Annotated in this window: 5 protein-coding genes; all 5 read left to right on the forward strand. The window is 69.6% G+C overall.

Going from position 1 to position 5,511, the window contains the following annotated elements; all coding sequences use genetic code 11:
* Positions 1-43 precede the first annotated feature (43 nt).
* The 5 genes from Sdagh_RS04265 to Sdagh_RS04285 all read left to right on the forward strand — a co-directional run bounded on the left by Sdagh_RS04265 (position 44) and on the right by Sdagh_RS04285 (position 5,508).
* The gene (locus Sdagh_RS04265) at positions 44-358 is read left to right on the forward strand and encodes a WXG100 family type VII secretion target (RefSeq protein ID WP_189422664.1); all 315 of its coding nucleotides are present in this window, start codon (positions 44-46) and stop codon (positions 356-358) included.
* 46 nt (positions 359-404) lie between these two features.
* Positions 405-848, forward strand: a complete 444-nt coding sequence (locus Sdagh_RS04270) for a type VII secretion system-associated protein (RefSeq protein WP_189422666.1) — start codon at positions 405-407, stop codon at positions 846-848.
* A gap of 129 nt (positions 849-977) precedes the next feature.
* Entirely contained in the window at positions 978-4,676 is a 3,699-nt protein-coding gene (locus Sdagh_RS04275) for an AAWKG family protein (protein WP_226534526.1), read from the forward strand.
* A gap of 75 nt (positions 4,677-4,751) precedes the next feature.
* Entirely contained in the window at positions 4,752-5,171 is a 420-nt protein-coding gene (locus Sdagh_RS04280; RefSeq protein ID WP_189421578.1) for a YbaB/EbfC family nucleoid-associated protein, read from the forward strand.
* Positions 5,164-5,508: a hypothetical protein gene (locus Sdagh_RS04285; protein ID WP_189421579.1), complete on the forward strand. Its 345-nt coding sequence runs from the start codon at positions 5,164-5,166 to the stop codon at positions 5,506-5,508. Before Sdagh_RS04280 ends, Sdagh_RS04285 begins: the two co-directional genes overlap by 8 nt.
* Positions 5,509-5,511 lie beyond the last annotated feature (3 nt).

Below are 5,511 nucleotides of genomic sequence, written 5' to 3' on the forward strand. Positions count from 1 at the left end.
ACCGCCCCCCCCGCACCCCGCCCCACCAACGAAGGAGACCCTCATGGGCGCCGCAGAAGACGGCATCTACATCGACCACGGCCAGGCCATGACCTTCGCCGAGGAGATGTTCCACCAGACCCAGGCGATCAGGACGGTGGTGACCACGCTGGAGGGCGAGATCGCCCCCATCGTCGGCCAGTGGCTCGGCCCCGACCGCGATGTGTACATCAACAAGGTCCAGCCCACCTGGGAGGCCGAGGTCACGGCCCTGTCGACCATTCTGCAGACGCACGCGCAGACGCTGGACAACATCCGCGACATGTACCGCAAGACGGTCAACGACAACGCCCAGGGTTTCGAGGAGATCAAGTTCTGACGGCCCGTCGCACACCGTCGCTCCGGCACCGTCACAAGGGGATGCAATGGCTGATCTGACCAAACTGGACGCTCCCGCCCTCCGTTCGTTCATCGACGAGGAAGTCCAGCCGTTCAAGGACGACATTGTCAGGCTGCGCGGCTCCAGCCCGGAGCAGGGCCAGTCCCTGTACGACATGTCCAACGCGTCGGCGGGTCCCTTCGCCATCGGACCGATGGGGAGTGACTCCGACACCGCGGGAAAGAACCTGGTCGCCCACACCACCCAGGCCGCGTCGGCGATCGACACGGTGCTCAACCGGCACTCGACCGCCTTCGATCAGCTGAAGGGCAACCTCCTGGAAGTGATCGACAGCATGCTCAAGACGCAGGGCGAGACCCTCCAGCAGGTGGAGGGGCAGAAGTTCCTCACGGCCATCCGCGAGTACGACGGAGCCATGACCGGGGAACAGAGCACCGGCCTGTCCTCCTCGCCCACGACGACGGCCTGACGTCGGTCACCCTGGCACCGCCGCGTCGCCCGCCTCCGGGGTGCCATCCCCCCGCCCCCGGGGCGCCGCCGCGGCGGTACCCCGGACGACTCGCGCCGCCGCCCACCCCCCGTCCGCTGGAGTCCTCACATGGCTGTCGACAACTGGGAACACATCGTCAAGCTGCTCACGGGCTGGTCGCTGCCCGAGCGCTCCGAAGTGACCGGCGTCAAAGGCGACAGCGGCATTCCCTGGATCAACGTCGACGTCAAGAAGGTGGCCGCGACCCTGCAGCCCCGCACCGAACTGCGGGACACGGGGGCCTCGTTCCAGTTCTACGTCCTCAAGGGCAAGGGCGTGGACATGTACCAGGCGAACATCAACTACGCGGACCTCTCCTTGGGCGACACCTACGCGCAGCGCAGCCAGGAAGCCTTGTCGCGTCTGGTCAACCAGTTCCAGACGACCGGTGTCCAGTCCTCCTCCGGTGGTGAACCCACGGGCACGGACGGCGTGGACCTGCACTCGTTCGCCAAGGCAGCCCGGTCCTTCGACGTGGCCGGTCAGTTCTTCTACCATCACGAGGCCGTCCTCAAGCACTGGCTCGATCACCTCGGCGACGAGAACGCCGCCTGGAAGGGCACCGCGGCGGGTGTCTTCTACAACCTGGTCAAGGACCTGCACGACAAGTACGACCACTTCCTGGCCCAGCTGCGTCCGCCCGGCTTCCAGCCGCAGTACCAGTCGGTCGCCACCCCGGGCTTCGCGTCGACCACGCTCCACGGTGACCAGATCATCGGCGCGGAGAACATGCTGCATCAGGCCCATACCAAGTTGTTGCAGCAGTTCAGCGACTTCTACTGGCGCCGCGGCCGGCCCATCACCGTCAACGAGGCGGACGGGCAGTCGATCTCCCGCGTTCCGCCCGCGGACCCGAAGAGCATCCTGAACGAACTGATGTGGGATGTGGACTGGTTCATCAGGCAGTACAACACCTCGCGCATCCAGGCGATCAAGCGGACGGTGCAGCGGGCCGACGACCCGGACGTCATCACCTGGCGGGCGATGGCGGGGTTCTCCACACAGCCGCACTGGGGCGATCTGAGGGACACCAGTACCTGGTCGGGCATCGCGCAGGAGGCGGTCGACCGGTGGACGAACAACCTCAGGGCCAATCTCGACGAGCCGGCGCTCCCCATCGTCACCGAGCTGAGCCAGGGCTGGAGCCGCGTCCTCGACCCGACGTGGAACACCCGTTTCGCCTTCGAGGACATCCCCTCGATCAGCCTCGCCGAAACGCTTCAGCAGGACATCGCGGAGCAACAGCAGCAGGAGGCCCTGCACCAGCAGGAGGAGGCGCTCCAGCAGCAGCAGGAGGCGCAGAAGGAGTTCGCCCAGCAGTCCACCGACTTCCAGCAGGGTGTGAACTCCCTGGGAAGCGACATCCAGGACCTGGGCAACGGGCTCGACGGCTTCGGCGACAGTGTCGACGGTCTCGGCCAGAACATCGGTCAGGGCATCACGGACGTCACCGCACCCGACCCGTCCACTCTCGTGAGCGGCGCCCCGGAAACGCTCGCGGTGAACGACCCGGCCGCGGTCGGCGGTGTGCCCACGGTCGGTGGCCCGGACGGAAGCGGCACGACCACGGTCAGCACGCCTTCCGCACTCACCGAGAACGGCATCGGCACGACCGGCATCGGCGCGGACGGCATGGGCGCGGACGGCATCGGTACGACCGGTATCGGCGCGGACGGCATGGGCGCGGACGGTATCGGCACGACCGGTATCGGCGCGGACGGGGGCACAGGGAGGCTGCCCGGCGGTCTCTCCGGCCTCACCAGCGGTGACTCGCTGACCTCGGCCCTCCCCACCCCCAGCACCCTGGACGAGAGCACGGTCCAGACGCCCACCACCCTGGCCGGCGCCCCTCTCGCCGGCGACACCACCCTCGACGCGACCGCCCTGCCCACCGACACCGCCCTGAGCGCCCCGGACCCGTTCGCGACCGACACCGCGACGGTGACCGGAGCGGACGCGGCCACCACGGCCACGGGTCTGGGCGCGGTGCCGCTGCTGCCCTACACGTCCGCCTCCGCCCAGGGACTCACCACCGGCGGACCCGGCAGGACGAACTCCGACGGGAGCACGGTCGTGCCGGGTGCGGATGGTGGTCTGACGGCGCGGTTCCCGGACGGGAGTTCGGTGGTGGTGGGTCCGGACGGGACGGTGACGACGACGTCGCCGGACGGGCGGACTTCGGTGGGTGTGCTGGGTCCGGGGGAGGTGGTGACGAATCCGGACGGTTCGACGATCGGGCTGGACGGGGTCGGTGGTGTGACGTCGCATCTGCCGGACGGTTCGTCGTTCACGTCGAATCCGGACGGGAGTGTGACGACGGCGCAGCCGGACGGTTCGTCGGTGACGCAGTTCCCCAACGGTGTGACGGAGGTGGTGGGTCCGGACGGGCAGGTGCAGCTGACCGGCCCTGACGGGAGCGCGGTCGTGCCGGGTGCGGATGGTGGTCTGACGGCGCGGTTCCCGGACGGGAGTTCGGTGGTGGTGGGTCCGGACGGGACGGTGACGACGACGTCGCCGGACGGACGGACTTCGGTGGGTGTGCTGGGTCCGGGGGAGGTGGTGACGAATCCGGACGGTTCGACGATCGGGCTGGACGGGGTCGGTGGTGTGACGTCGCATCTGCCGGACGGTTCGTCGTTCACGTCGAATCCGGACGGGAGTGTGACGACGGCGCAGCCGGACGGTTCGTCGGTGACGCAGTTCCCCAACGGTGTGACGGAGGTGGTGGGTCCGGACGGGCAGGTGCAGCTGACCGGCCCCGACGGCAGCACCGCCGTGCAGAACCCGGACGGTGGCGTGACCACCGCCTTCCCCGACGGAGGTGTGTCGACGGTGGCCCCCGACGGCACCGTCACCACCGTCACCCCGGACGGACAGACCGTGACCACCCATCTGGACCCCGGCCAGAGCCTGGTCAACCCCGACGGGTCGACCACTTCCATCGGCCCCGACGGCTCGGTGACGACCACCCTGCCCGACGGTGGCACGTACACGCTGCACCCGGACGGGACGGTCACCACCACGAATCCGGACGGCACCACCGGCCCCGGTGCGCTCTCGGACCTGCCCACCACGTCCGGCGACCCAGGCCGGCTCACCACCCTGGACCCGGACGGCAGTACGACCGTGCACTACCCGAGCGGCACCACCGCCACCACGGGCACGGACGGGTTCACCACCACCACCTTCCCCGACGGCAGCAGCACCATCGCCGGTCCGGACGGGCAGTTCCAGACCGTGCCCAGTCCCACGACGGCCGGCCTCACCGACGCCACGGGCGGTCCCACCGACGCCACGGGCGAGAGCACCGAAGCCTCGATCGACCCGAACCGGGCCTTCGGCAGCCGGCAGCAGGCCGCCGTCGGCCAGCCGGCAGCGGGAGCGGGGGCAGGGACGGGGCCGGGGGCCGACTCCAGTCTGAGCGGCATGCTCTCGCCGATGATGATGATGGGCATGGCCCGCATGGGCCAGCAGGGCCAGCAGGGCAACAAGGAACAAGAACGCATCCGCGAGGTCTACGGCGACGACGAGTCCGACGGCGTCTTCTTCCCGAACCAGCAGCAGCCCCGCCCCGTCGGCCGGCCGGAGCCGGACGCGTACGAGGAGGAGGAAGAGGACCCCGAGGATCTGCTGGGTGTACCGGCCCGCTCCCAGGGCGGACCCGGCGGATACAACCGGCCGTCCACCAGCTCCCCGGGGTGGTCGGACGACGGCGACGACGTGTGGGGAACAGAAGAAGGCGGACTGCCGGCGTCGATCGGCCGCTGACCGACCGCCCAAGAGCCGGCCTCGTCCGCCGGCGGCTAGAAGCACGCGCGCGAAAGCGCACCGGAAAGGAACACCGTGGAAGATTCGGTGGAGCAGGAGCTCCAGGAGGCGTTGTCGGAGTTCGCCCGGCACCGCGACGCGCTGATGCGGGCGCAGCAGGACGTGGCGGCGCTGTCGGTGACGGTGCGGTCCAAGGACCGCGCGGTGGAGGTCACCGTGGGGGCCGGGGGCGAGCTGAACGCGCTGCGGTTCCTCAACGACAAGCACAAGGAGATGTCCGGGCAGAAGCTGGCGGCTGCCGTCATGGAGACGATCACCGCGGCGCGTACCGAGGTGGTGGCCCGCGCCACCGAGCACCTTGATTCCGTCGCGGGTATCGGCTCGGGCCTCGCGATGTCGGGGCTGGAGGACCTGGACCTGGACGCCATGCTGAAGTCCCTCGGCGTCGAGATGCCGACGGACGGCGCGAACCGGGGCGGGGGTTCCCGTGGCTGACGGCGACATGTTCGCCGCGCTGCCGGACGAGGTCCAGCGCGGCGGTGACGCCACCGACCAGGTGGCCCGACTGGTGGAGATGTTCCACCAGGGCTTCGACGCGTTGACGTCGTGGGACCCGGCCAGGCCCCCCTGGGGCCGGGACAAGCTGGGCGCGGCCTTCGAAGCCCAGTACAAAGGCCCGCACACTGCCCTGCGTGAGGCCATGCTGCAGCTCGGGCTGGCGCTCGGTGGTGCCGCGAACCTGACGGTGTCGTCGGGTCAGGACTTCTCCCGGACCCAGGGTGACGCCCTGGACAGCATTCACGGCGACACCAGCGGCGACGGGCGGCGATAGATC

The organism is Streptomyces daghestanicus (assembly GCF_020521275.1).
Classification (GTDB): domain Bacteria; phylum Actinomycetota; class Actinomycetes; order Streptomycetales; family Streptomycetaceae; genus Streptomyces; species Streptomyces griseoviridis.